The sequence below is a fragment of the Chitinophaga sp. 22620 genome, from assembly GCF_052044405.1.
In the GTDB taxonomy this organism is placed as follows: Bacteria; Bacteroidota; Bacteroidia; order Chitinophagales; family Chitinophagaceae; genus Chitinophaga.
Genome location: NZ_JBQEMV010000004.1, coordinates 772,602 through 796,944 on the forward strand (window position 1 = coordinate 772,602; position 24,343 = coordinate 796,944).

At 54.1% G+C, this 24,343-nt stretch carries 22 protein-coding genes; 10 read left to right on the forward strand and 12 right to left on the reverse strand.

The window, feature by feature from the left end; all coding sequences use genetic code 11:
* Positions 1-139 precede the first annotated feature (139 nt).
* Both ACTJIK_RS22460 and ACTJIK_RS22465 read left to right on the forward strand, forming a co-directional pair.
* On the forward strand, positions 140-1,999 hold the full coding sequence (locus ACTJIK_RS22460; RefSeq protein ID WP_440649784.1) for a heparinase II/III domain-containing protein: 1,860 nt from the start codon (positions 140-142) through the stop codon (positions 1,997-1,999).
* 118 nt (positions 2,000-2,117) lie between these two features.
* The gene (locus tag ACTJIK_RS22465; RefSeq protein ID WP_440649785.1) at positions 2,118-2,525 is read left to right on the forward strand and encodes a hypothetical protein; all 408 of its coding nucleotides are present in this window, start codon (positions 2,118-2,120) and stop codon (positions 2,523-2,525) included.
* Positions 2,526-2,573: 48 nt separating this feature from the next.
* On the opposite strand, the gene ACTJIK_RS22470 is transcribed toward ACTJIK_RS22465, so the two are convergent.
* The 6 genes from ACTJIK_RS22470 to ACTJIK_RS22495 form a co-directional block, all read right to left on the reverse strand.
* Positions 2,574-3,308, reverse strand: coding sequence for a class I SAM-dependent methyltransferase (locus ACTJIK_RS22470; RefSeq protein ID WP_440649786.1), 735 nt, complete (start codon positions 3,306-3,308; stop codon positions 2,574-2,576).
* Positions 3,309-3,422: 114 nt separating this feature from the next.
* Positions 3,423-3,809, reverse strand: coding sequence for a VOC family protein (locus tag ACTJIK_RS22475; RefSeq protein WP_440649787.1), 387 nt, complete (start codon positions 3,807-3,809; stop codon positions 3,423-3,425).
* Positions 3,775-4,308: a DUF4199 domain-containing protein gene (locus tag ACTJIK_RS22480; protein WP_440649788.1), complete on the reverse strand. Its 534-nt coding sequence runs from the start codon at positions 4,306-4,308 to the stop codon at positions 3,775-3,777. The genes ACTJIK_RS22475 and ACTJIK_RS22480 overlap by 35 nt, the downstream gene beginning before the upstream one ends.
* Before the next feature lie 98 nt (positions 4,309-4,406).
* Positions 4,407-4,877 (reverse strand): response regulator transcription factor, encoded by a 471-nt coding sequence (locus ACTJIK_RS22485; RefSeq protein WP_440649789.1) that lies wholly within the window; start codon positions 4,875-4,877, stop codon positions 4,407-4,409.
* An 88-nt stretch (positions 4,878-4,965) separates the two neighbouring features.
* A complete protein-coding gene (locus ACTJIK_RS22490; RefSeq protein WP_440649790.1) occupies positions 4,966-7,881 on the reverse strand; it encodes an endopygalactorunase in 2,916 nt (971 codons plus the stop codon).
* Positions 7,882-7,957: 76 nt separating this feature from the next.
* On the reverse strand, positions 7,958-8,515 hold the full coding sequence (locus ACTJIK_RS22495; protein WP_440649791.1) for a dihydrofolate reductase family protein: 558 nt from the start codon (positions 8,513-8,515) through the stop codon (positions 7,958-7,960).
* A 342-nt stretch (positions 8,516-8,857) separates the two neighbouring features.
* Here ACTJIK_RS22495 and ACTJIK_RS22500 point away from each other — a divergent pair, with 342 nt between their 5' ends.
* From ACTJIK_RS22500 to ACTJIK_RS22510, 3 genes are read left to right on the forward strand one after another with little or no spacing between them, the layout of a single operon-like run.
* Positions 8,858-10,141 (forward strand): enolase C-terminal domain-like protein, encoded by a 1,284-nt coding sequence (locus ACTJIK_RS22500; protein ID WP_440649792.1) that lies wholly within the window; start codon positions 8,858-8,860, stop codon positions 10,139-10,141.
* 9 nt (positions 10,142-10,150) lie between these two features.
* Positions 10,151-11,251 (forward strand): plastocyanin/azurin family copper-binding protein, encoded by a 1,101-nt coding sequence (locus ACTJIK_RS22505; RefSeq protein WP_440649793.1) that lies wholly within the window; start codon positions 10,151-10,153, stop codon positions 11,249-11,251.
* Between the two features lies 1 nt (position 11,252).
* Positions 11,253-13,001 carry a c-type cytochrome gene (locus ACTJIK_RS22510; protein WP_440649794.1) on the forward strand — a complete coding sequence of 583 codons (1,749 nt, stop codon included), beginning with the start codon at positions 11,253-11,255 and terminating at the stop codon, positions 12,999-13,001.
* A 74-nt stretch (positions 13,002-13,075) separates the two neighbouring features.
* Here ACTJIK_RS22510 and ACTJIK_RS22515 read toward each other — a convergent pair whose 3' ends face one another.
* Entirely contained in the window at positions 13,076-14,056 is a 981-nt protein-coding gene (locus tag ACTJIK_RS22515) for an alpha/beta hydrolase (protein ID WP_440649795.1), read from the reverse strand.
* A gap of 379 nt (positions 14,057-14,435) precedes the next feature.
* Here ACTJIK_RS22515 and ACTJIK_RS22520 point away from each other — a divergent pair, with 379 nt between their 5' ends.
* From ACTJIK_RS22520 to ACTJIK_RS22540, 5 genes are all read left to right on the forward strand, one after another.
* Complete coding sequence (locus tag ACTJIK_RS22520; RefSeq protein WP_440649796.1) at positions 14,436-16,058, forward strand: hypothetical protein; 1,623 nt, start codon at positions 14,436-14,438, stop codon at positions 16,056-16,058.
* 254 nt (positions 16,059-16,312) lie between these two features.
* Positions 16,313-16,582: a hypothetical protein gene (locus tag ACTJIK_RS22525; protein WP_440649797.1), complete on the forward strand. Its 270-nt coding sequence runs from the start codon at positions 16,313-16,315 to the stop codon at positions 16,580-16,582.
* Positions 16,583-16,662: 80 nt separating this feature from the next.
* The gene (locus ACTJIK_RS22530) at positions 16,663-18,351 is read left to right on the forward strand and encodes a serine hydrolase (RefSeq protein ID WP_440649798.1); all 1,689 of its coding nucleotides are present in this window, start codon (positions 16,663-16,665) and stop codon (positions 18,349-18,351) included.
* Positions 18,352-18,452: 101 nt separating this feature from the next.
* Entirely contained in the window at positions 18,453-19,898 is a 1,446-nt protein-coding gene (locus tag ACTJIK_RS22535) for a PQQ-dependent sugar dehydrogenase (RefSeq protein ID WP_440649799.1), read from the forward strand.
* Positions 19,895-20,236 (forward strand): c-type cytochrome, encoded by a 342-nt coding sequence (locus ACTJIK_RS22540; RefSeq protein ID WP_440649800.1) that lies wholly within the window; start codon positions 19,895-19,897, stop codon positions 20,234-20,236. The genes ACTJIK_RS22535 and ACTJIK_RS22540 overlap by 4 nt, the downstream gene beginning before the upstream one ends.
* Here the strand turns inward: ACTJIK_RS22540 and ACTJIK_RS22545 are convergent.
* The 5 genes from ACTJIK_RS22545 to ACTJIK_RS22565 all read right to left on the reverse strand — a co-directional run bounded on the left by ACTJIK_RS22545 (position 20,233) and on the right by ACTJIK_RS22565 (position 24,281).
* On the reverse strand, positions 20,233-20,478 hold the full coding sequence (locus ACTJIK_RS22545; protein WP_440649801.1) for a hypothetical protein: 246 nt from the start codon (positions 20,476-20,478) through the stop codon (positions 20,233-20,235). The two genes, ACTJIK_RS22540 and ACTJIK_RS22545, sit on opposite strands and share 4 nt — an antisense overlap.
* Positions 20,479-20,640: 162 nt before the next feature.
* Positions 20,641-20,850 carry a hypothetical protein gene (locus tag ACTJIK_RS22550; RefSeq protein WP_440649802.1) on the reverse strand — a complete coding sequence of 70 codons (210 nt, stop codon included), beginning with the start codon at positions 20,848-20,850 and terminating at the stop codon, positions 20,641-20,643.
* Between the two features lie 82 nt (positions 20,851-20,932).
* On the reverse strand, positions 20,933-21,202 hold the full coding sequence (locus tag ACTJIK_RS22555; RefSeq protein ID WP_440649803.1) for a UBP-type zinc finger domain-containing protein: 270 nt from the start codon (positions 21,200-21,202) through the stop codon (positions 20,933-20,935).
* Position 21,203: 1 nt separating this feature from the next.
* Positions 21,204-22,865, reverse strand: coding sequence for an FAD-dependent oxidoreductase (locus ACTJIK_RS22560; protein WP_440649804.1), 1,662 nt, complete (start codon positions 22,863-22,865; stop codon positions 21,204-21,206).
* An 18-nt stretch (positions 22,866-22,883) separates the two neighbouring features.
* On the reverse strand, positions 22,884-24,281 hold the full coding sequence (locus tag ACTJIK_RS22565) for a sensor histidine kinase (protein ID WP_440649805.1): 1,398 nt from the start codon (positions 24,279-24,281) through the stop codon (positions 22,884-22,886).
* Between the last annotated feature and the right edge of the window lie 62 nt (positions 24,282-24,343).

Genomic DNA, 24,343 nt, shown 5'->3' on the forward strand with positions numbered 1-24,343 from the left:
CCCGCGAACCCTGTGAATCCCGCATCCGGCAACGGCTGTGGCTACCGTTTGTGGAATTCCCACGGCAAAATGGGGATGAAGAGATAGGGAAATATCGAAATATTTGTATTTTGATACGCATTAAAATAAAATTCCAGTTATGAAACTTACCACGCTACTGCTTGCATGGAGCATGCCGGTGTTTGCCCAAACGGACACCTTGCCCGCAGGCACCACTGTACCTGAACACCCGCGTATTTTATTATTGAAAGGAGAGGAAGCGCAGATCCGGCAGGCCGCCGCTGCCGACCCCGCCTGGCAAAAGATGCATAACGCCATTATCGCCGAAAGCGACGCCATCATTAAGCTCCCCAACCTGGAACGGAAAGTGGAAGGCCGCCGCCTGCTGGGCGTTTCCCGGGAATGCATCCGCCGCGTTTTTTACCTTTCCTACGCCTGGCGCACTACGGGCCAACAGAAATATTTTGACCGCGCCGAATCCGAAATGCTGGGCGTAGCCGCTTTTACAGACTGGAACCCCTCGCATTTCCTGGATGTAGCGGAAATGACGCTGGGCATGGCCATCGGCTATGACTGGCTCTACGGCAAACTCTCAGCCGCATCCCGCAAAACGATCGCTGAAGCTATTCTCGAAAAAGGCGTGAGAACCTCGCTTGACCCGAAAAATAATGGCTGGCTGCGGTCATCGCACAACTGGAACCAGGTGTGCAATACCGGCATGATGTACGGCGCGCTGGCCATTTACGAGCAGCAGCCCGAACTGGCCCTGCAGATCATCAACCGCGGCATCACCACCATCCAGCTGCCAATGAAGGATTACATGCCGGACGGGGCTTATCCTGAAGGGTACGGCTACTGGGGCTACGGCACCAGCTTCAACGTATTATTCATCAGCGCGCTGGAAGAGCTTTTCGGGAAAGACTTCGGGCTTTCCGCGAAGCCGGGCTTCCTGCAAACCGCCGCTTACCTGGAGAACATGACAGGCCCTACTGGCTTGCCTTTCAACTACTCCGACGCGGGTAATGGCGGCGGGCTGAACACCGCCATGTTCTGGTTTGCCGGCAAACAAAAAGACCCTTCGCTGCTCTGGGTGGAGAAAAGCTGGATGGAAAGCGGGAAAACCCATACCCGCGACCGCCTGCTGCCCACCATTATGCTCTGGAATAACAATACCCGCCTTTCCTCGGTTCAGCCGCCTTCCGCGCTGATGTGGACCGGCGCTGGGAAAACCCCGGTGGCGATGATGCGTACCTCCTGGACAGACAAAAACGCCATTTTTGTGGGCATGAAAGGCGGCTCGCCTTCCGTGAACCACGCGCATATGGACGTGGGCTCTTTCGTGATGGAAAGCGATGGCGTGCGCTGGGCGATGGACTTCGGCATGCAGGATTACAACTCCCTGGAATCGAAAGGAGTGAAGATCTGGGGCAGCGCGCAGAATTCACAGCGCTGGGAAGTATTCCGCTACAACAACTTCGCGCATAATACGCTCACCGTCAACGGGCATCTGCAGACTGTAACAGGCAATGCGCCCATCACGGCGTTCAACCGCGGGGAAGATTTTATGCAGGCCACCACAGACATCACTTCGTTGTATAAAGGCGATCTTGAAAAAGCCATCCGCGGCATTGCCATCGTGAACAAACAATATGTGCTGGTGCGCGATGAAGTGGCAGCACCGGATAAAGAGACCCTCATCCGCTGGACCCTGCTGACGCCGGCAGAAGTAAAGATCACCGGCAACAATACGGCAGAGCTTACGAAGAATGGCAAGTCCCTCACGCTGAAGGTGGACGCGCCTTTGCCCGTGCAGATGAAAACCTGGAGCACGCAGTCGGACAAAGACTACGACGCGCCGAACAAAGGCACCATTCTCACCGGCTTCGAAATGAAAGTGCCCGCGGGCTTCAAAGGCGCCATCAACGTGTTCCTGCTGCCCCGGAAGGAGATACAGCCGGCCGCGGTGAAGGCATTGGCTGAATGGCCTGCTTCGAAATAAAATCTTGCGACGGGATTATGGAATACGGGAATAAATGCGCATATTGAAGTACTCTTTATTGTGCAGTACTCTTTATTGTTCGCATTTACCCGATTTCTTCAATAAAAACCCAAATCCAATGGCAAGAAAGAACATCCTGTGCTGCGGCCTGTTGGCCGGCGCTTTGTTTTTCGCAAGCAGCTTCATGAGCCCCGCCGTTACCCCGGCGGCCAACACCGTGCAGTCAGTTAACCTGACGGACACGTATTATTTCACCATTAACGGACGCAGCGCGGACGTAACGATCTCTTATTTTTCCTCCGGCGGCATTTATACCACGCCGGTCGTGACCATCGCAGGCCTCGGCTCGTTTCCGATGACCAATGTGTCGCATTCACCAGCCTCCGGCCCAATACCGAACGTGGACGGCTTTCACGTATCTATTCCCGGGCCGGACGGCGATTATATTGTGGATGCGGTGATCCATGGAATAGTGAACAGCTGGTGGAGCATAGTGAGCGTTACGCCTGAATTCATTGTGTCTTAAAACATTTTAAAGCCCCTGTGGTAAAGTACCGCAGGGGCTTCAATTATTTTATACCCTCGCTGTCCGCAATAGTATCGGAAACCTGACTGTATGCAGCGATTCCTTTCCCCATGCGGCTTTCAGGTCGTCCGAAATAAGCTCCACGGGGTCCGTTCGGCGGTCCTGGATGTAGTGGTCCACCGCGCTCCAGGTGGAGAGATATCCTTTCAGGTGCTCCAGCGACCATTCTTCGGTATGCTCAAAATAAGGGGCGGGGAGGCAGGTATAGGGGAAAGGGATGGTCATGTAATTCTCGTCCACGTATTTTCTTTCACGGTCCCAGTACTGGCCTACGATCTGCACGTAAAGCCTTCTTATCACCGTGTCTACCGCGGGCGTAACGTGCAGCAGCCCATAACCGGTCACGGCGAGGATGCCGCCTTTTTTCAGCGTGCGGTCCACTTCCCGGTAAAATGCGTCGAAATCGAACCAGTGAATGGCCTGTGCAACGGTCACCAGGTCGAAGGAATGATCGGGGAAACTGGTTTCTTCCGCAGGCTGAACGGTGTATTCGATCTTCGGGTGGGGTTTGGCCTGCTCTATTTGCTGGCGGCTGATGTCTGTAGCGAACACTTTATCGAAGTGCTGCGCAAGCCTGGAAGCCACCTGCCCGTTCCCTGTACCGCAGTCCCAGGCTGCATTCCGCGCGGGCACGAGAGCAAGGAGATAATCAAATAACGCGTCCGGGTATTGAGGGCGGAATTTTGCGTACTTCCCGGCGTGGACGGAAAAGTTATCTTTCATGGGGGAGGTTTATACTGCAAAAGTAGGCAATATCCGCCACGCGGCCCGCCATTCCCCGGTAACGGTAAAGCCTGCACTGGCGGCGCACCAATGCAGGCTTTTGACTGGTTACTGTTACACTGTCTTACCGAACTGGATCAAATTGCCGCAGGTATCGTCAAATACGGCATACCGGAAATTGTCGTACTGCTTCGGCTCGCCACGGAACTCCACGCCCAGGTCTTTCAGGCGTTTGTATTCCGCGTCCACATCATCTACCCCGAAAGAGGTGAGGGGAATGCCGCGGCTGTACAATTCTTTCTGCCAGGTAACGGCAAAGTCGAACCCAAGCGGCTCCAGCAGCAGCTCCACGCCGTCAGGCGCTTCAGGGCTTACCACGGTGAGCCAGCGGGCGCCGCCGGCGGGAACATCGTTTTTTTTAATGAACCCAAGTACGTTGGTGTAAAATTGTAATGCTTTTTCCTGGTCAGGCACTAGCACGCTGGTAACTACTATTTTCATTTTTTCTGCGTTTTAAGATCAATGCGCTGATCAATGTGATTAAAATTCCCATCGGTAAAATTTCCACGTAGGTCATCAGCACCAGCCCGAAAGGCGTTTTGTACCAGGCCCTGTACATGGCCATTTCCGATTCAACTTTCGCCCTGCCCTCCGGGCCGGCCATTTTGTACCTGGAGATCTCGTACTTATCCAGGAAGTCGGGGATAAAAACATAATACTCCACCACCCAGACCAGCACGTACATGGTGGATGCCACCAGCGTGATCAGCAATCCCACCTTCAGGGCTTTCAGGAAACTGATGTCGCCGCCAAGGTATTTGTCCCGGTAGTTTTTGATCCCCACAAATACCATCGAAAATGCAATGGCCATGAGAATGAACCCAACTACCATATTGCCCTGGAAATCCTCGTTGCGGTAACAAGCAATGGTGGTGCCCAGCATCATGGTAGTGACGATCAACCCTGCGATCAGTCCGAAAATGAATACGATTTTTTTCATTGGTTGTAGGTTTTATGCTGCAAAAATGATGGAATGGAAGGACTTTTTCCTCATACTAAAGACTGATTTTGAGGAAATCAGGCGAAAGTATGAAAACGTTAAGGTATGATATTCAGCTTCTTAGCTTTATCGATAGCTTGGGTGCGCCGGCGCACGTCCATTTTTTCGAGCACTTTGGAGGAATGGGTCTTAATGGTGCTCAGCGACACATACAACTTTGCAGCGATCTCCTGGTTGCTCAATCCTTCGGCCATCAGCTGCAATACCTCCAGCTCCCGGCTGCTGAGCCCGGTCTTTTCCAGTTCTTTTTCGTTGATGGTGAATGAGGGAGGGCGGGGGAGATAGATCTCTTTTTCGACCACCACGGTATTTATTTTCGGGCGCGACAGCTTCAGCGCCAGCCAGATGCCTAGCGCTGTGAACAAAATGGCAATACCCCCGATGTAGAATTCAAGGGCGTAGCTGATCACGATGAACCGCAGTTCCAGCCAGCGGATGAGGAACAGCAGTATGGCCAGCAGAACGGTATATAAAATAGTGGATCTATGCGTGGTGAGCCATTTCCGCACGGGTTTGCCTTTTTTGGTTTACCCGTCAAAATTAATATAATTTTTGAGGGAAGGGAGGCGCTGTCGCGAAGCCGCCCTTCCACCGGGATTATGGCATTTTTACCAGCCCTGCGGGTTGAAGCTGTTGGGGCGCATTATTCCAGGTATCGCTGAAATAGATGATGTTGCTGAGATCCGCATCCGGGGACTCTTTCAGGCCGATCACGTGCTGCACGTCTTTAGACTTCACCATTTTAAGGCCGGACAGCCGCGCTTTTTTTACGTCGTCCAGGAAAATGGCGTAGCGCCCGTCCCGCTGTTGATAATTGAAAGTAGAAGCCTTCACCGTGAGCCCGTCCACATGCCGCGCCCAGAGCCCATAGGAAGGCTGTGTTTTGAGATTGCCAACATTATACTGGCCAACACCCAGTTCCGGTGGCGCGGCTTTGGCGTCTTCCGCGGGGTTGCCGCCCATGTCAGTGATATGCACGTCGGTGAATTGCACGTTTTGAATATAGCCGGTATGCCGCCCGTCAGGCAGGCGGAAATCGAGGCCGCCTTCCACAGCAGAAGGTTCCGGCAGGCTGTAACCTGCGATGATGGAGGTGGAGCGGCGTTGTGTGCCGTCGTATGGCTTCCAGCGTTTGCCGCTGTAGGAGCTGCCGCTGTATACTTCCGAAATGTCGATACCGTTGATGATGATGTTTTCCACCCGCCCGATGTTCACATTTTTAACGAGCAGCTCGTTGCGGGTTTTGCCGCTTTCGGTGAAGGAATATTTGCCGGCAACCGAACCGATCACGCGGCCACGGTTGGAAATGGAAATGAAGAAAGGCGCGGTAGTGCGCAGCATTCTGGAGCGGGCGTGCAGCGGGCCGGTGTGGCCGCAGTTGAGGTGAACGTCTTTGATGTGCCCGCCGTCGTTCGTGGAAATCGAAAACCCTGCTTTGTTGGCGCCCAGCACGTAAATGTTGTCCACACAAAGATCGGTAATGTCGTCGGCCGTTTCGGAGCCGATCTGGAAAAGGTTGCAGTTGGTGTCGCCGATAATATTGCGCACGCGGTAGTGCGTGGCAGGCCGCGTGAAACCAAGGGAACAGTCGGAGCCGGGCTTTATAATATCGTCTGAGCTTACTTTTGAATAGATATTAACGGCCTCCACATTATTGCAGGCCATGAAGTCGTAAATATCGCGGGCGTTGCCGGTACTGTATTTCCCGAAGTACGTATCGTGTACATGAATGTTGTCAGTACCCGTTGCCAGCAGCACGAAGTGCCCGCCCCGCTCGATCTTCAGCATGTTGTCCGTATTAAAATCCTTCCCGCCGGGCGTTACGTAATACGGCTCATCTTTTTCCGCGTCGTACCAGAGGTCTTCTTTGCGTGTTATGCCGCCGATCTCCAGGTTGGTGCAGAGCTTCAGGGAAAATATCTTATCGCAGCGGTTGTCCGGCGCATTGTTCATCACTTTGTCGCTGTTCACTAAGTTGCCGTTGCCGGTGATCAGGCCGTTGCCGATGATCTTGATATTGTCCAGGCGCCGGCCGGTGAACATGGCGTTGTTGAAATAATGATGCCCCACGTCCTGCTTGGTCAGCCAGTTTTCGGGATCGGCGTATGGGCCGGGATCGGTGGGAGAGGTACCTGAGCGGTATTTTTTATCGCTGAACCAGGTGGGCTCGGGTGCGTCGCCGCCTTTGAGGCCTTTGATCACGGCGTCTTTGCCTACATAGAGGTAGACGTTGGATTTAAGATGTACGGTGCGCACAAAATATTCTCCTTTGCTGAACAGCAGCGTGCCGCCGCCGATCCTGTGAAGGGAATCGATCGCTTCGTTGATGATATTGGTATGGTCGGCGCCGGATGGATCAAAGCGGCTGATGTCCATTTTCCCGCTGAAAAATCTTGCGGTGTTGGAAGGGCCGCGGCCTTTTACGTCCAGCCGGAAAGTATACAGCAGGCCGGGTTTGAGGCCGGACACGGTGGCGCTGCCGTCGTTGATGACGGCTTTGGCGGCAGACCATTTCCTGCCGTTATCCACGGACTGCATCAGCCGCGTATCTTCTTTGCCGCCCGTGGAGGTCCAGCGGAAAGTGGCGCTGGTGTACAATTCCGGCGTTTCGGCATAGGTCTTTGTTTTTAACGGCTCCCGTACGAAATCGCTGATGCTGCGTGATACGCTGATAACAGCAACGGCCGGCGCGCTGGTTAACACAGAGGGCCGCGAAGTGGTGTATTCCGCTTTCACCTTGAATTGCCCGGCCTGCGGGAAACTTACTTCATTAAAAACGAGCGCTACATCGGTACCGTTATCGGGCCGGAGGTCCAGGTGGCGGAGGGTGAGAATGGATGAGCCGTCCGCTGTTTTGGTGATAGCGGCTTCGCCTACTTTTGAATAGGAATAAGCGGTGCCGGTACGGCCAATGGATTGCAGGTGAAGGCTATCCAGCCGCACAAAGCCGCGGCCGATCACATTCACCAAAATATTTTGCATGGAAGCGTGGATGGCTGCGGGTAGTTGTATGTGCACTGTCGCATCAGGACTGCGTTGCCCCGCGCTGAACTTCATTTCCAGCCGGCGGGGGTGTGCGCCTGCGGTGAACCCGGGCTGTAATATTTCCAGGTTCCCGTTCAGGGCCATTTCCTGGAGGCCGATGTGGTAGATGCGGCTGCCTTGCCCGTAGTGTCCCGAAACAATCAGTGTGTCCCCGCTTTCGAGTGCACCTTCGGTTTTTAACAGCCTGTCCTTAATTACCTGGAACAATGGGAGAGCGGGTCTTTCACTGAAGAGCCTCACCTTAAACTGCAGTGGCAATAAAGCCACGCCTATATTGGTGGATACAGGGCCCTGGTCTTCCGGGGAATCGACGGTGAAGCGCTGGGTAACGCCGGTGATCACGATCACGGAATCTTTGGTGATACGGGCAATATGAGGAGAATTGCTTTCCAGCTGATAGGTTTGCGCCATGGCGGGCGCAGCACAGCAGGCCATGGTAATGAAAGCCAATACCGGTGATAGTTTCATACGGGGAATTTGTACCCGGAAATTAAAGATACCAAACCGGAAATACGTCATTTTGTGAAAAAAGTACCGGGGATGGTTAAGCTGGTACGTAAGTTAGCAGCACCACACCGCTTTTAAAGATCCGGGAATCAGTCAGCTTCAGGTCCAGCTTCTTTTTCATGCCGCTAAAAACAGTGTTGCCGGCGCCGAGGGCCACGGGATCTATCATAAACTGGTATACATCTATCAGCCCCAATTCCGCCAGCTGCGTTACAATGCTGCCGCTGCCGAGGATGGTGAGGTCTTTGTCTTTCTTCAGCTTTTTGATCTCTTCGCCGATGTTGTCTTTCACGATCCGCGTGTTCTGCCAGTCCGCTTTCGTGAGCGTGCGGGAAAAAACGATCTTCTCCGATGCATTCATGCCCTTTGCGATATCCGGCATGGTTTCGATGGCTGAGGGCGTAGGCCACCAGCCGGCCATCATTTCATAGGTCACTCTTCCGAATACCAGTGTACTGGCCGAGCTTGCGCCTTCCGCGGCATATTCGCCCTCTTCGCCGCCAGGCTGGTGCGTGTGCCAGCTGATGTCGCCTTTTTCTTTGCCTTCGTAATAGCCGTTCAGTGTCAGGAAATTGAATACTGATAACTTTCCCATGATGAATACATTTTAGTGTTGATGCGCTTCAGGCTCACGCCAGCGTATGAATATAACATTGACAGAAGCTCGCATCGGCACAAGTCACCCCGCGCACTCACCCCACGCTTCAGACTTGCGCCAGCGCAGGCTGTAAATGAACCTGATGTATTGCAAAGCTAATACCATAGCGCAATGCGGAAGAGGGGCAGAAACGTCAATGTAAGGAGGGGAACAGGCCATGAGCGTTGATGCAAGGCGGCGAACAGGCAGAATTTTTTTCGCTTCGCTTGTATTATTGCCCTCCTGTTCCGTATATTGTTTGCCCATGCCTCCCGGCTTCCGGGAAAATTAAAAGATTCCATGCTCTCCGGTATACAAGTTCAACATACAACCGCGGTTGCGGAACGGGAACCGCTCATCCGCCCCTTTGGCTTCAAAGGCAATTACCTCACGGAACTGTGGCAGGCCGTAAGCCGCATCACTTCTTCCAACGGCCATTCCGCTATTGGCCTGGCCACGCAAAGCGTGCTGTACGGCGATGCGGACTTCTTTGCAGCGCATCCCGAACAGACAGGGAATGAAAAGATGTTCGCGCTCACGAAAGAAGCGCTGTCGCTGATGAGACAGATCCCTTTCAACACGCCCATCGGGTTGCTGGAAGAGCTGCTGCCACGGGTAACAGCTGCCGCCGGGCGTATTACGGGTAAGCCGGGTATTCACATCAATTTCATCCTGAATTCGCTCGTAAGCGTGGACAATGCCGCGTGGCTGCTCTACGCGCGGGAAAACGGCCTGCAAAGCTTTGATGAGATGATACCCTCATCTTACCGCGAAGCGCTACGGCACCGCAACGACCGCATTGCCGTGATGCTCCAGGTATCTTACAACATGCCTGTGGAAGATGTGGTGAACGCGGTGAAAGCGGGTTATTTCGTGATCAAGATCAAAACAGGATACCCGGGCACGCAGGAAGAAATGCTGGCCTTCGACAGTGCAAGGCTTACAGAGATACACGAAGCGGTGAAAGACCTGCATACGCCGCACGGCCCCGTGCGCTACACCATGGACGCCAACGGGCGTTATGAGGCGAAAGACACGCTGCTCCGCTACCTGGACCATGCGCAGGCCATCGGCGCGTTCGACAGGATATTGCTGTATGAAGAACCGTTCCGCGAAGAATTCACCGAACCCGTGCACGATATCGGTTTGCGGCTGGCGGTGGATGAAAGCGTGCATTCGGAAGCCGACGCTTTGCAGCGGCTGGACCAGGGTTACACAGCACTGGTACTGAAAGGCATCGCCAAAACGCTGAGCCTGTCCATGCGCATTGCAAAGCTGGCGGCAGAAAGAGGCGTGCCCTGCATGTGCTCCGACCTTACCGTGAATCCTGTGCTGGTAGACTGGCACAAGAACCTTGCAGCGCGTCTCAGTCCTTTCCCGGGCATTGGCATGGGCATGATGGAAACCAACGGGGATATGAACTACACGCGCTGGGCCGCCATGAAACAGCAACATCCCGCCGCCGGCAGCAGCTGGACAGATGCGGAGCAGGGCGTGTTTCACCTGGGGCCTGATTTTTACGCGCAGAGCGGCGGTATTTTATCGCCGTTGCCACATTACGAAGCACTTTTTAAACAATCATAAACAGTATTCATGCAATACCTGAAAGGGCTCCTGCTCCTGGCGGCCCTGCTGCCGCTGCAACCGCTGCTGGCGCAGGATGTGACCATACCCATGGGCGTGATGACCGGCCTGCAATTCGACGTTGTGCGATTCCGCGTGCCGCCCGGCGCGCATGTAAAGATCGTGTTTACCAATACCGATGATATGAACCACAACCTGCTGATCGTGAAACCGGGCATGCGGGAACAGGTGGTGAACGAGGCCTTGCAGCTGGGCGAAAAAGGCCCGGAGGCGGATTACATCCCCGCATCTTCCAACGTGTTGTGGGCATTGCCCGTGGTAGCGCCGGAGCAGGTAAAAACATTGGAATTCACCGCGCCTCAAACGCCAAATATTTATCCATTTGTGTGTACGTACCCGGGCCACGGAACCGTGATGTATGGCGCAATGTACGTGACCGCAGATACCGCGCTTCCCGACCTCGCAACGGACATGAACATTCCCCCGCAGCGCCGGCAGGATGATATCTCCCTCGAAGAAAAAGAGGTGGATCACAGCGGGCATCACGGGCACGATATGGGCACGCTGCATCCTTATGAAACGAAAGCGCCTTACCTGTACCGCGTATTCATTGAAGGCGCCAGCCCTGCCGCTATTGCGGTATGCTTGCCTATGCAGCTGGCCTATTGCTGGGACGCTTCGGCCTGTAAGCTGCGTTTTGCCTGGCATGGCGGCTTCCTGGACAATTCCGATCTCTGGAAAGGCAAAGGCGATGCATTGGCGAAGGTCGTGGGCATGAAATTCTTCCAGGACTCCACCGGCTACCCGCTGGGCGGGCCGGGCGCGAAGGTGCGTTACAAAGGTTACCGCCTCGTGAACCGTTTCCCTGAATTCCATTATACGGTGAACGGCCTGCATGTGTATGAAATGATCAGGCCGAAGGAAGACGGCAGCGGCATTGTCCGTTCATTCAGGATACCGGGCAACACGAAGCCGCTGGTCTTTCACGGAGGGGATAGCGGACAAGTGCAGCTGGAAAGCTCCGCGGGAACATGGGCGGGAAGCAGTCTTCAGCTCAGCGCCTTGCAGGCGAAGGCTTTCAGCATCATTATGACCATTAAAGCGCACTAGCATGAAATATTTCCTTCCCATCATTTTTCTTTTCTCCGCCACATGCCTGCGCGCGCAATCCTACCAAGTGGAAACTATCCCCATGCCTCCCGGCCTGAAAGCGGAGAACGGCGCCCTGGCCTTTTTCCCGGACGGCAGGCTGGTAGCCGCATTCACCCGTGGTGAAGTAATGACCTGGCAGCCGCGTACGCGACAGTGGAAGCTTTTCGCGGAAGGGCTGCACGACCCGCTGGGCATACTCGTGGTCAGCAATTCGGAAATACTGGTGATGCAGCGCCCGGAACTGACGTGCATTAAAGACACGGACGGCGACGGCAGCGCGGACCTTTACGAAAACGTAACCGACGCCTTCGGGCTGACGGGCAATTACCACGAATTCAACTACGGCCCTGTTAAAGATAAGAACGGCAACCTCTACATCGCGCTCAATGCTTCTTCGCCCAACGGCCGCATGCGCCCCGAAGTGCGCGGCACGGTGAATCCTGACGGGCGCGACAGCGCAGACGGCCGCAGGCAAATGTTTTCCGCCGTGCCTTACCGCGGATGGATCATGCAGCTCACACCGCAGGGGCAGCTGTTGCCCTGGGCTTCAGGCTTCCGCTCGCCCAACGGCATCGGCTTCGATCTGATGGGGAATCTTTTTGCAACGGATAACCAGGGAGACTGGGTGGGCACCAGCCCTTTGTACCACGTGCAGAAGGGCCGCTTCTACGGCCATCCCGCCAGCCTTGTATGGACCAAAGGATGGAAGAAAGGCCCGCCGTTCGCACTGCCGGTCAGCGAGCTGGACAGCATGCGCACCAAACCCGCGGTATTGTTCCCGCACGGCATCATGGCCAACTCGCCCACGGAGCCGGTGGCAGACAATACGAAAGGAAAATTCGGGCCGTTCGCCGGGCAGTTGCTGATCGGTGAAATGAACCAGGAAAGGATCGTAAGGGTGATGCTGGAAAAAGTAGGAGGCGAGTGGCAGGGCGCCTGCATCCCGTTCCTGGACAAGCAGGGCCTGCGAAAAGGCAATAACCGCCTGGCTTTCGGGCCGGATGGCAGTTTGTATACGGGTCAAAGTTCGCATGGCTGGCTGGGCGACGATGGTATTCAGCGCATCGTTTTCACGGGTTCCCCGCAGCTGGACATTCTCCGGATGAGCTTAACGGCAAAGGGTTTCGACCTGGTGTTCACCCAGCCCGTAACCGCCGCGGCGCTGAAGCCGGCCAATTACCACATCCGCCGCTACCGCTATGCTTACCATAAAAAATACGGCTCACCGCAGCTGGATGTGCAAGCCATCAATATTAAGTCCATCAAAGCCGCGCCAGATGGCAAACGTATTTCCCTTGCGCTGGATGGCCTTGCGCCGGGCTTCGTGTACGAAATAAAGCTGGACAGCATTACATCCCGCAAGGGGCTGCCACTGGCGAACAGGCTCATTTGTTACACGCTCAACAAACTGCTCACAGCGCCGGTGGTAAAACCCGCCGTGTTTGCCGCCGCGGATATTGCAGCAGGCAAAAGGCTCGTTGCCGCGTCTGATTGCGCGGCCTGCCACCGGGCAGATACTAAGCTGGTAGGCCCGTCCTATGCCGAGATATCCGCCAGGTATGCGCCCACCGAAGCAAACGTGAACCGCCTCGCGGAAAAGATCATCAAAGGCGGCGGCGGGGTATGGGGGCCGGTGCAGATGCTGCCGCACAGCAAAATATCCAGGCCGGACGCGAAAAAGATCACCCAGTATATCCTTTCTTTATAAGCGAATGCCGCTGGTGTTTTAAAGGGGCTGGCCATTGTTGCGGTCAGCCCCTTTTTATCCTTTATAGTTCAGGATTACCCGAGATATTTCTTCAATTCCGCAGCCCCGTGCTCTACCAGCGAACGCGTTTCAGGAATGTGGGCAAGTCCGTTCAGCATACCCCAGTCGTGGATAACGCCGATATAACGGATGGTGGTTACGGGCACTCCGGCTTCCGCCAGCTTGCGGCCATATGCTTCCCCTTCGTCGCGGAGGACGTCATTTTCCGCCACCTGGATCAGCGCCGGGGGTAAGCCTTTCAGCTGCTCTACCGTGGCCTGGAGGGGAGAGGCATGAATGTCTTTTCTTTTTTCCGGTTCAGGGATATACATGTCATACATCCAGCTCATGAGCGATTTGGTGAGGAAACGCTGCGTGCCGAACTTCCGGTAGCTTTTGGTATCGAAATCCGCATCCACGATGGGCCACATAAGTAATTGGAATTTGATCTCAGGGCCGCCGCGCTCTTTGGCGAGAATAGTGGTAACGGCGGACATGTTGCCGCCCACGCTATTGCCCGCTATCGCCAGGTTCTTCCCGTCCACGCCGATCTCATGGCCATTTTCAGCCACCCATTTGGTAGCCGCATAAATTTCATGGATGGCCTGCGGGTAAGCCGCGTCGGGCGTGCGGGTGTAGTTTACGAACACCGACGCAAAGCCTGACAGTACCACCAGGTCGCGCATCAGCCGCTGGTGCGTGGGGAAATCGCCCAGTATCCAGCCGCCGCCGTGGATGAACATGAACACAGGCAGGGTGCCCGTAGCGCCTTCCGGCTTCATGATGTGCAGTTTGATGGTGTAACCGTCCGCGGTGATGGTCTTTTCCGTGACGGTAACGCCGGAAACGTCCACCTTCACCGATTTTTGTGCGTTTACCAGCACATTGCGCGCATCTTCGGTGGAGAGGCTTTCCACCGGCGTGTCAGACGCGTTCAGCACGTCCAGAAAAGCTTTGACCTGGGGTGTAAGATGTGGATCGGATGCGTAATCCACCGGGGTGTGATTTTTACTCATGGCAGAACAATTTTTTTAGATTGAAAATGTATGCCATTAGATAACGAATCAAATGCCACTATTGTTAATGACTGAGAACCAGTAATATAACATCGTTCAGGCCCTTGGAACCACGACGGGCCGTTGCGGCCGGGCGTGTAGTCACGAAATAAAGTTGAAAAAAACCGGGAGAGCGTTCTCCCGGTTGCAAAAACGGTCAGAAATTACGCCGGGGGAAGCACTTAAAGAATCCTGCTCTTTTGCCGGGAGGTTCTGTAGGCCGTGGGAGGGCAATGATAACGCTGCCTGAAGGCGGCCGTAAAGTGTTCGGGTCTATAACACGAAAAGGGAGGAGAATAACTGCTGGGGGAGGTTATCTTTGCCCCTCATTTTCAATGATATGAAACGAATTTTATCCCTGTGCCTGTTTGCCGTGCTGCAAACGATGGGCTATGCTCAATTTAAGACTATTGCTGTGAGCCCCGCATTTCCGGAACCGGAGGAAGGCTTCGCCCGTATTCTCCAGATGAAAAATGGCAATACGATGTTCCTGCTGTTTTCCTTTAACAAAGGGATCGACCTTAAATTATTTGATGGTAAGCATAAGCAACGGGTAGCGAAGCACCTGAGCCCGAAGTACGGAAAGCTGAAATCCCCGGCGATCGAGGCTATTTTTGAATCCGGCGGCGATGCGGTGCTGCTCATCAGTGAAATAGAAGGAAGGCAGCCCATCCTGCACCGGCTTATTATTGATGGAGTGAAAGGCACACTTAAATCCCAGGAGATGATTGCCCAGCTGCCCGCTGTAGGCATGGGAAAAGTATATGCGATGGCCTTTGGAAAGATACCTGCGCCCGGTTATTATGTACACAAGGACCCTCACAGCGATATGTACGCCGTTACAGGGTTCAATAGCTTCGAGTCCGACCGCAATAAAAGGATCGAAGTTACGCTGTACAACGGTGCCCACAAGGAAATAAGCCGGGCCTTCTACACTTCGCCCGAAGAAAAGTATAAATATGTTGAATATATCGACATGGCGATAATAGGGGAGACTGTACATGTGCTGGGTTATGCCTTCAACACCCGTACCAGCGGCGGAAAGGAGAATGTAATGGTGCTTGGGACACTGGAAAAAGGCGGCGCCTCCGTGGAGGTGAAGGAGCTGGACTTTGCGCACGACCTTGAAATTGATAAGGGCGTTCTGAAATATAACCCTGCTACCCGCAAAATGATGCTGCTGGTGTTCATCACCAAGTCCAAAGCAGTAGGTGCAAAAGGTAATACCCGGCTGGCGTACATAGATCCTGTAAAAAAAGTGGTGGAAAGCGTAGATGATATTTTCCCTGAAGATGCTGATATTAAAAGCAAGGAGCTGTTTGGCCGCAGGGCAAATTACGAAGGCTGCCCGGTGAACTTTTTTGTGAACGACGACGGAAGCTTTGCCGTAGTGTACGAAGACCTGGGCCTTACGGGCGGACATTCCAGCATTGTAGGCGGCGCAGGCAGCACAATAGCCAGCAGCGGGCCACATACCGAGCTGAAAGATATAGCAGTGTCTTTATACGACCCAAAGGGGAAGATCATGCAAAGTTATTTCATCCCTAAAAGGCAGTACCTCTGGGGCGGCCACCCGCGTTCATTTTATCATGCTGAGCGGCAGGGCCGGGCTGCCTTGCTGCGGGCTGGAGACCAGTTCAAGTCGTTTGCCTACATTAACGGGAAAGATAAAAGTTATGTTTTGTTTAATGATGTGGAAGAGAATACTGGAAAAGTGCTGAAAGGAAGGATCACCACCATTAAGGGCGTGGGTGAGTGCGACGCGTTTTATTATCCTTTGGAAGGAGAGAACGTGCTTCCGAAACGGGATTTCGTATATGGTGAGCCAGACCGGAAAAAAGATCATAACATGGCGCTATTTGCCGTGAGTGATTACGACCGTGAGAAGAACCTCTACGCAACGATAAAGCTGAACATGGAAGGGCGTAGCAAAGGCGTACAGATCGTTTGGATGGAACCGTAGTTCACATGTCCAACAATAAAAACGCCCGCCCGGCATATATCCGGCGGGCGTTTTTTATGTGCGGAAAAATTAACTTCCGCAATTAAAAATAAATTCTATTTTAGTCCTGCCGGAATGTAGAATTTATCCCACAACGGGAAACAGGGAACAATACGAACAATCCGGCCGTTAACCTTTGATTTTCAGTTACTAACAACCCGACAGACATTTAAGGCCTCAAATTTGTTATTATTAGCCGAACCCAAAATGACAGTATGATACACCAGCCGTATACCGCCATCAAGACACTCATCTGGAACAACAGCATCACCACCTTTCCGGAAATAATCCTCAGGATCCCACTGGACCAGCTTTGTAGAGACGCCGCCATAGAACCTTCCCAGATGAGGGAATGGTTGCACAACATCAGCAACATCACCCTCCAGGAAGTAAAACAGCTGGCGGAAATGCTGGAAGTGCCTGAATACAGGATGATGCGCATCGTGATAGCCACTGAAAAAATGCAGCAGGCCCAGCGGAATTAATCCCCAGGCTGGTATAACAAAGGTAGGAAATATTTCGTACGAATGATAATTTACCTTAGATTCGTGGTAAATTCTCCGTCATGAAATATTTCGTCCTTCTCTTATTTTTCATTGCCAACACGGCCTTTGGCCAAACCTCCCTCTACGACAGCATCATTGCCGCTGAAACCAGACCCGGCATGCCCGGCGGCGTTGCGCTCATTGCCCGTAACGGCAAGATCGTGTACGAAAAGGCCTGGGGCCTCGCCAACCTGGAGTTGGAAGTGCCTATGCAAACAGACATGGTGTTCTGCATCGGCTCCATCACCAAACAATTCACCGCCATCGCCATCCTGCGGCTGGCAGAGCAGGGCAAACTTTCGCTGGAAGACGAGTTGACGAAATACATCCCGGATTACGCGGTGAATGGCCGACGCATCACGATCGAACACCTGCTCACGCATACCGCCGCCATTCCTGAAAACCGCACGAAGGAACTGCCGCCGCAGCCGGGGGCTTACAGTCCCGCCGATGTAGTGAGCACGTTCAAAGACGTCCCCGTTTCCGGTACGCCCGGTAAGGCATTTGCCTACAGCAATCACGGCTACATCATCCTCGGCGCTATCCTGGAAAAGGTCACCGGCATACCTTACAAAACCTACCTGGAAAATGAATTCTTCAGGCCGCTGGAAATGAAACAGACCTATTATTCAGACAATACGAACATCTGGCGCCACAGGGCCAGCAGCTACCTGTTCAACCGTGCGGGCAAAGTGCAGAACGGGCCTGAAGGGCCTGCCGGCTCCGCGGCATCCGCAGGTGCTATCCATTCCACGGTGGGCGACCTGCTGAAATGGAACCGTGCGCTGGTGACCGGCAAGCTGGTGAAAAAGGAAACCCTGGAACGCGCATGGACACCTTACCGGCTGAACAACGGCAAACCTACCGATTACGGTTACGCCTGGAACACAGGCATTTTGCAGGGCAGCAGGCTGGTGGAGCATGGCGGCAACGCCGGCGGGTTTATGGTGCATGATATGTACTTTCCCGGTGAAGACCTCTTTGTAGCGGTATTCGAAAACTTCCGCGGCAAGCTGCCCGAGATCGTGGCTACAGACCTGGCCGCCGCCGCGCTCGGCAAACCGTTACGTTTCCCGAAAATGCAGCCGGACAGCGCCACGTTGAAGGGTTACCTGGGCATGTATACAGACAGTTCCGAGGCAAGCAGGTTCGTGCTTTTCAATAACGGTAAATTATGGTACCAGCGTGAATGGACGGGCGGCTTCGCCCTGACGCTCATTGGAAAGGACAGCGTGCAGTTCGAGAATACCAGCAACCTCGGGAAATTCACGCGGGACAAACAGGGGAAAGTTACCGGGCTGGAGATCCGCAACATACGCCGCTCCGGGCACGGCTACCAATGGCGCGTGCCGAAATTGTCGCTGGCGCAAACGCTTGACAGCATTGCCCGGAACGATGGACTGCTGGCGGCTATGAAGCAGTTTCACATCATGAAGGAAGATACTGCCTGTTATTATATCAGCCAATTCCAGTTCAACCAGCTGGGCTACCATGCGCTGAATAATGATCCTGCTGTTGCGGAGATCATGTTCCGCTTCAACGTGGAGCTGTTCCCGCGCAGCGATAATGCGTTCGATAGTTATGGCGATGCATTGCAGAAAGCAGGGAAACGTGAAGAAGCCATTGCAGCCTATAAAAGAGCGGTTGAGCTGAACCCGCAGAACAATACCAGCCAACGGTCGCTGGCGCAGCTTACAAAGCAGCCGTAAACAGGAGTGTATTGTTGATTGATTATGCTAACAGCATTGGCAGGCAACAAACGGTTGTTAAACGGGTATGTTATTTGAACCGTTTGCGTAAACAGGTTCATATGAAAACTATTACCTGCTGCTTATTGCTGGCGGTGTTCATGGCCAGCTGTTACTCCACCCGCCGGTCCAAAGGCGGCGGACAAACCAGCGCTCCCGCCATCCGCGAAACAAATCCCGCAGACGTTGTTTTACCGGAAGGATATACCGCCGAAGTAGTGGCTTCCGGTCTGAACTTCCCCACAGCTGTGTGTTTCAACGAAGAAGGCGTTCCTTATGTAATAGAAGCCGGTTACAGTTACGGCGAAGTGTTCACATTGCCGCGGCTGCTGAAGATCGTGAACGGGAAGGCGCAGGAAGTAATGAAAGGAAAAGAGAACGGACCATGGACGGGAATTGCATATCATAAAGGCAACTTTTATATCGCCGAAGGCGGGCAGAAAGAAGGAGGGAAGATACTCAGGGTAACGCCGGAAGGCAAGCAGACCGTGCTGCTGGAAGGCCTGCCCGGCAACGGCGATCACCATGTGAACGGACCGGTGATCATGAATGATCATATTTATTTCGGAACGGGCACTGTTACCAACAGCGGCGTGGTGGGGCCGGATAATGCAGCGTTCGGCTGGCTGCAGCGTTTCCCCGGGCTGCACGACATACCCTGCCAGGATATTACGCTCAGCGGCGTGAATTATGAATCAGAAGATGCGCTTCAAAAAAATAACGGCGCAAAGGCCGTAACTGGTCCTTACCTGCCTTTCGATTCGGCTTCTTCGGAAGGAATGGTCATCAAAGGAAAGCTGCCATGTACGGGCGCCATATTACGCGTGCCGTTGCAGGGGAAGGAAGTGCAGCTGGTGGCCTGGGGCCTCCGGAACCCATACGGTCTTGCTGAATCACCGGAGGGTAAGTTGTACGTTACCGAAAACGGCGCAGATGTGCGCGGAAGCCGCCCCATATGGGGTTGCGGCGATGTGCTCTGGGAAGTAACGGAAGGCAGCTGGTATGGCTGGCCCGATTACGCGGAAGGCAAGCCCATTCACTTGTTCAAACGGCCCGGCGGCAAGCCCATCCGTAAAGTATTGCAACAGCAACCCGGCGAGGTGCCGAAACCAGTGGCTTCCCTGGCCGTTCATTCTTCTTCCAACGGGATCGATTTTTCCACGAACGAAGCCTTCGGCTGGAAGGGTGAAGCGTTTATCGCGCAGTTCGGGGATATGGCGCCGGGAGTAGGAAAAGTGCTCGCTCCTGTAGGTTTCCGCGTGGTGCGCGTAAATGTGGCCAGCGGCAGTGTGGAAGATTTTATGGTGAACCGCGGAAAAAAGAACGGCCCCGCCAGCAGGCTCGGCACCGGGGGGTTGGAACGCCCGGTATCCGTGCAGTTTGATCCGAACGGGCAAAGCCTTTACGTGGTTGATTTCGGGATACTGCAAATGACGGACGACGGTCAGTCGCGGCCGGTGCAAAATAGCGGGGTGCTTTGGAAGATCACCAAAAAAGCTGCATTATGAAACGGATCATGATATTAACCAGCCTGGTAATTTGTATCGCCTGCTCTTCCGCCAGGAGAATGCCGGAAGGGGATATGGAGGGTGCGCGCGAAACGGCTTCCATGGAAAACGGCCGTCACCAGTACATGAAGTATTGCCAGAAGTGCCACCCGATGGGAGAAGAAGGCCTGGGGCCCGCGTTGAATAATAAACCCACGCCGGGCTTTGTCGAAAAATTCCAGGTACGCCACGGCCTTGGCGCCATGCCGGCATTCAAAAAGGATGTGATCAGTAAAAACGACCTTAAAGACCTGATAAAATACCTGCACGCGCGAAAAAAAGCCAAACGCCTGTCCTAAGGTTTCTGCTTGTTGATGATTTCCTGCCACACCAGCCGCGCGATCTGCTCCTGTTCTACGGTGCGCAGGCTGGCTTCTATATCGGTACGGCCGTTCTCGTCTATCCGGAAATCCTGCGGGATAAATTCCTCGTCATCTTCCGCGGAAACAAGATAGGTGGTCTTTTCCTGCTTGTGATCAATATTCACCCTGAAGCGGTAAGCCTTATCATCTATATACACGGTAATGATATGCTGGTCCATGATCTTGTGGTTTGGTTATGCACAATACCGCAAAGTCCGGTCCATAATACATGGAAGACGTTATTGGAGAAAGCTGCCTTATCGTGGTGAACTTCTGTAAAAATATACTTCATTCAGGCCGGGAGATTGATTCGTCGCGGTTCCTGCAAAAGGTCCTCCCGTTCAATTCTCCTTATGCAGCAGGCTGATCAGCCTGGACAGGATCAGGTAACCCGCGTAAGAGCAAAGCGCCCACGCGCCCATGAACAGCAGGCCGCCGCCCAGGGAATCGGGATCTATCCAGTTGTATACGGTAATGCCGGTGATCACGCTGATACCTACTGTTGCGAAAAGGAGAATGACAGCGAAAAGGCTGCTGAGATCGTTTTTCATAGGATATAGTTTCATATAAACATAATGATTAAAGATCATATATGCAAGCCTTCCGCCAATTTTTTTTACAAGCCCCTGTTTCTCAATATTCCACGAAATCTTCATCCGGGTAGCACCACAGCCAGCGTTCGCCCGGTTCTGCTGAAATGATCACGGGGTGGCCGGTGGCGTGATAATGCGCGGTCATGTGTTTCATGGGGGAATTGTCGCAGCAGTAGGTGCCGCCGCAGGTCTGGCAGGTGCGCAGGTGCAGCCAGTCCGTGCCTTGTTTCACGCATTCTTCGCATATGTATGCTTTGGGCTGCAGCAGCGTTTCGAGCGCTGTAATGTGTTTGCAGGGTGAATCTCCCATGTCAGATCTCGTTTAGGTATTTGTGAACAAAACTGATGGCCATGGAGCCTTCGCCAACGGCGGCGGCTACACGGTTCATGGCGCCGGCCCTCACGTCGCCCGCGGCAAATATGCCGGGACAGCTGGTTTCGAGGATGTACGGGTCGCGTTCAGGTTTCCATATCTTTTTAAAGCCGGGATAATTTTTCAGATCGCGGCCGGTTTCGATGAACCCCTTATCGTTTTTGATGATCTCCAGGCCTACCCAGTCTGTATAGGGTTTTGCGCCGATGAAGATGTACAGCGCGTCCGCGGGCACTTCGTTTTCGGTGTTGGAGTTCAGGTCCATGATCTTCAGCCCGGCCAGCCGCTGGTCGCCCAGGCCGGCGGTGATCTCCGCGCAGGGCACCAGGTGGATGTTCGGCGTATGGCTCAGCTGGTCTATCAGGTAGGAGCTCATAGAAGAGCTGAGGTTCGGCTTGCGCACCACGATGTGCACGTTTTTGGCGAATTTGGACAGGTACATCGCCGCCTGGCCTGCGGAGTTGCCGCCGCCCAGCACATACACCTCTTTATCGCGGCAGGAAGCCGCTTCGGTGCTGGCCGCGCCGTAATACACGCCCGCGCCTGTAAACTCGCCGATACCGGGCGTTTCCAGCTTGCGGTAGTCCACGCCGGTAGTGATCACGATGGATTTGGTGAATATCTCCGTGCCATCGTCCAGCAGTATCATCTTGTAATTGTCTTTCAGCCGTATTTCGCTCACGGAAAGCGGAGAAAGGAATTCGGTCCCGAAACGCGTGGCCTGTGTGATGGCCCTGCGCGTGAGGTCCGCCCCGCTGAGGCCGGTAGGGAAGCCCAGGTAATTCTCGATCCTGGAGCTGGTGCCCGCCTGCCCGCCCGGTGCGCGTCTTTCGATCAGCAAAGTGTTCAGCCCTTCGGAAGCGCCATACACGGACGCTGCAAGCCCCGCGGGCCCCGCGCCTATAATGGCCACGTCGTACACAGCCTGCTTTACGGTCGGGTTCAGGCCGATGCGCGAAGCGATGTCCTTGAGCACAGGCGTTTTCACCAGTGTGCCGTCCTCAAAAATGATGACAGGCAGATCGGTAGGCTTCAGGCTGTTGGAATGGGCCAGCAGCTTGCCCTGCTCATGTGTTTCCACATCCATCCAGAGGTAAGGCACCAGGTTACCCGCCAGGAAATCCTTGATCTCGTGGCTCTTGGGCGAAAACTGGTACCCCAGCACTTTAATGCCTTTGAAATCCGGGTGGTAGCCGGCCTGCCAGTCGTCAAGTATTTCATCGATCACGGGGTAAAGCTTTTCTTCCGGCGGGTCCCATGGTTTCATGAGGTAATAGTCCAGTTTTACTTCGTTGATGGCTTTGATAGCCGCGTCGGTGTCTGAATAGGCGGTGAGCAGCACGCGTTTGGCGTCCGGGAATATGTGCATGGCCTTTTCCAGGAAGTCCACGCCTTCCATTTCAGGCATGCGCTGGTCCGAGAGGAAGAGGGCCACTTCTTCGCCTTTGTTCTGCAGTTCGGGCAGGCTTGCCAGCGCTTCCTGTACGGAAGAGGTGGAAAGGATGCGGTAATCTTCGCGGTATTTGGACCGGAGGTCGCGGCTCATGGCCCGCAGTACCTGCTGGTCGTCGTCTATCAGGAATATAATTGGTAAGCTCATGTTCGTTGTTGATGTCGTTTACCCGTTGATGGGGAAACAGATGGTAAATTCGGTACGGCCCGGTTCTGACGCTACTTTCACGGTGCCCTGATGTTGTTTGATGATCATCATCACCACGTCCAGCCCGAGGCCGGTGCCTTTGCCGATCTCCTTGGTGGTGAAGAAGGGATCGAACACGCGGGTAAGGTGCTCGGGCGGAATGCCCGGCCCGTCGTCCGTTACGGTCACTTTTACGAATTCTTTGTCCCTCTCGGTGCGGATGGTGATGGTGCCTTTGCCGTTGGTTTCCATCGCGTCAATGGAATTATCGATCAGGTTGGTCCACACCTGGTTCAGCTCTCCCGCCAGGGCATGCACTTTGGGCAGCGTTTCATCAAATTCTTCCACGACGGTGATATTCCCTTTCCGGAGCTTGTGCTGCATCATCACGAGGGTGTTGCGGATACCGGTATGGATGTCTATGTACTGCTTATCGGCCCCGCCGTCCATGTGGGTAAAGATCTTGACGCTTTTGACAAGCTCGGAGATCCGCTGGGAGGCTTCCTGTATGTCCGCCACCATTCTTTCGGTGGTGAGATTGTTGTTGATCCAGATGAGCACGGTCTCGAGGTATTCGGCGGGTATCTGCGCTGCGAATTCATCCAGGTCTTTGATGCTGAGCCCGAATTCGGTGAAGTTCTCCGGGATGTCGCAGGGGTCTTTGATGCCGTGATCGTACAGCCAGTCGCTGATGCCGTCTTCCAGCGCGCTGCGGTCCATGAGGCCGATATGCTGTTTTTCGCGTTGAATGGCTCCCATCATTTTCGTGCTCACAAGGTTCACCTGTGCTTCCGTCATGGTCACGGAAATGAGCTTTTTGAAAGTTTCCGGGAAAAGCTGGAGGTGTTGTTTGAGCGTGCTGGAGCCGCGCACGATGGCCGCCGCGGGATTGTTCAGCTCGTGCGCGAGGCCGGCGGCCAGTTTGCCGAGCGCCATCATCTTTTCATTCTGCTGGGCGGCAGCGGTAAGCTCGCGCACACGGGTGATCATGGCCATCACCAGCACCTGCGTAAGCTCGTAATGCAGCCCTACCATGGTTTTAATGAGTGGCTTGGGCAGCACGAGCATATCCACATCGGTTTTGCACAGCGTAAATCCCAGCGAGAGGTTGGCCCTGGAAAAAGGCAGCAAGCCGGTCACCTGCCGGCTGCCGATCTCGGCGATCACCTGTTTGTTGCCGTTCTGCAACCGGTAAAATTCGATGGTGCCCTGGATGACGAAGTGAATGCCGCGGAGCGGGACTTCGGGCTTGTAAATATAGTCGCCTTCATTCAGGTATTCCCGCCCGCAATTGTCTATGAGCCATTGCAGCTGGTTTTCCGGAACGTCCTTTAATATATTGAATTCCTGTAAGGTCTGTGTAGTAACGGGTTGCATGTGCCTGCCTTTGCGCTAAAGATAAATATAAATCAGCTTATTGCGGGCTACCGTCGTAAATG